General features: G+C 38.0%; 4 protein-coding genes. All 4 read left to right on the forward strand.

All coding sequences use genetic code 11. The features are described 5' to 3' along the window. On the forward strand, nt 1-171 hold a 171-nt coding region (locus tag IIB50_03300), incomplete at its 5' end, for a LemA family protein (GenBank protein MCH7530114.1). Nucleotides 172-248: 77 nt separating this feature from the next. After that, nucleotides 249-1,145, forward strand: coding sequence for a M48 family metallopeptidase (locus IIB50_03305; GenBank protein MCH7530115.1), 897 nt, complete (start codon nt 249-251; stop codon nt 1,143-1,145). Nucleotides 1,146-1,284: 139 nt separating this feature from the next. Further along, nucleotides 1,285-1,887 carry a GGDEF domain-containing protein gene (locus tag IIB50_03310; GenBank protein ID MCH7530116.1) on the forward strand — a complete coding sequence of 201 codons (603 nt, stop codon included), beginning with the start codon at nt 1,285-1,287 and terminating at the stop codon, nt 1,885-1,887. A 94-nt stretch (nt 1,888-1,981) separates the two neighbouring features. Beyond that, on the forward strand, nt 1,982-2,154 hold a 173-nt coding region (locus tag IIB50_03315), incomplete at its 3' end, for a hypothetical protein (GenBank protein MCH7530117.1).

The following is a 2,154-nucleotide window of genomic DNA, read 5'->3' on the forward strand; positions in this document are numbered from 1 at the left end:
AAGATTCAGGCAGCACGGCGTTTTTATAACTCAAATGTCAGAGATCTTAATATCGGACTTGAATCATTTCCACAGAATATTGTCGGGAATATATTCAAATTTGGGAAAAGAGAATTTTTTGAACTTGAAGAAGGTTCTGAGGAAAAAGAACCAGTAAAGGTAAATTTCTAAATAAGAAATACCGCACAAAATGTAACGTATAAAAATTTACTGGGAAACATACCGGCAGAAATTTAAATAACTGGATTATGGCATCAATTTACACACACCAAGACAGCAATATTAGGAAAACGTGGTTTTTAATGGCAAGTTTTTTGATTGTTGTCATCGGAATCGGCTGGGCATTCAGCTGGTACGCAAATAGTCCGATAATTCTCTATGTAGTGGTTGCTCTGGCTTTACTGATGAACATTTTCAGCTATTGGAACTCGGACAAGATAGTTATTAAATTGACTGGTGCGAAAATGGTTAAAAGAGAAGAGCAAAAAGAACTTTGGAATATTGTTGAGAACCTTTCAATTACCGCAGGGCTTCCGATGCCGAAACTCTATATAGTGCACGATCCGGCGCCGAATGCATTTGCAACGGGGCGCAATCCAAAGCATGCGGCGGTTGCTGTTACAACCGGACTGCTTAGCATTTTAGATAAAACAGAGCTTGAGGGAGTGTTGGCACATGAGCTTTCTCATATAGGCAATCGTGATATTTTAGTTTCAACTGTTGCGGTGGTACTCGTAGGTTTTGTTGCCATAATCTCTGATATCTTTCTGCGTATGTCACTTTTTGGAATCGGTGGTAGCAGGAACGGTCGCGCAGGAATAATTCTTATAATTGTAGGATTGGTGCTTGCAATTTTGGCTCCTATAGCGGCAACACTTATTAAACTTGCTATATCGCGCAAAAGAGAGTTTCTTGCAGATGCATCTGGTGCGCTTTTGACGCGTTACCCTGAAGGGCTGGCATCTGCGCTTGAGAAAATTGCCTCGCACGGACAGGAAATGAAGAAAACAAGTCACGCCACCGCGCATCTTTTTATTGCCAACCCTTTTGGTTCTGGCAAAAAAGCATCTTCCGGAGTGAATAAATTGTTTATGACACACCCACCAGTGAAAGAAAGAACTCTAGCATTAAGGGGTGGAAAGTAATAAACTTATATTGAAACGAGTCGCGTTCTGTATATAAACCGTATGCTTATGGTATTGGTGGTGACCCATCCACAAATTAATGAGAGAGCTCAGGCATTAATAGATATTAGATGGATTAAAAATTAAATTCAAATAGAACATGAGTGACGATAAACAAAAAATAAAAGAACTTGAAAAAGAGATAGAGCATTTAAAATCAATTGCGTTTAAAGATGAACTAACGCAAGTTTTAAACCGTAGGGGTATAAATGACATATTTGACGAATTTTTTAATGAAGCAAAATTTTTACAGGAGAATCCTGAAGCAAAAAGGAATATAAGAATTGAGGATTTTTCAGTAATATTTTTTGATGCAGACAATTTCAAGAGTATAAACGATACATATGGGCATGATATTGGGGACAAGGTTCTTGTGTCTGTTGCAGAGATAATGAGTGAAAATGTCAGGGGTATTGATATTGTAGGAAGGCTAGGTGGAGAGGAGTTTATAGTAGGGTTATTAGGTGCAGATGAGAAAGAGGCATTTAAAAAGGCCGAAGAACTAAGAGCCCTCATAAGCGAAATAAGATTTGAAGAGAATCCAGACATAAAAATAACAACAAGTGTTGGTGTATCGTCCTTGAGAGAATCAAAGGCAAGTAGTTTAACTGATCTTATAGGATGTGCGGATAGGGCAATGTATGAAGCCAAAAACAATCGTGGAAAGAATAATGTAGTAAAATGCAGTGAGCTTATTGAGTAGGTTTTTTTGTAATATAGTAAGTGGTGTATAAAAAATTGACTTTAACATAAGCTATGTTACAATGTTGTTGGATTAACAAAAAAACGGGGTAGTAATGGCAAAAAAAACTAAAGTGTTTCCCGCAATCAGCGGAGAAGTGCAGGATATTAATTTTGACAACTCACATGTGCCAAAACCGGGGAATGGTGAACGTAGTCCGGTAACACGTATGAGGTATTATGGTGGCTCTAATCATTATCTCGATAATATAGAGCATCAGTCTAGCTC

Source organism: Patescibacteria group bacterium, assembly GCA_022560785.1.
In the GTDB taxonomy this organism is placed as follows: Bacteria; Patescibacteriota; Minisyncoccia; order Phycocordibacterales; family JADFSL01; genus JADFSL01.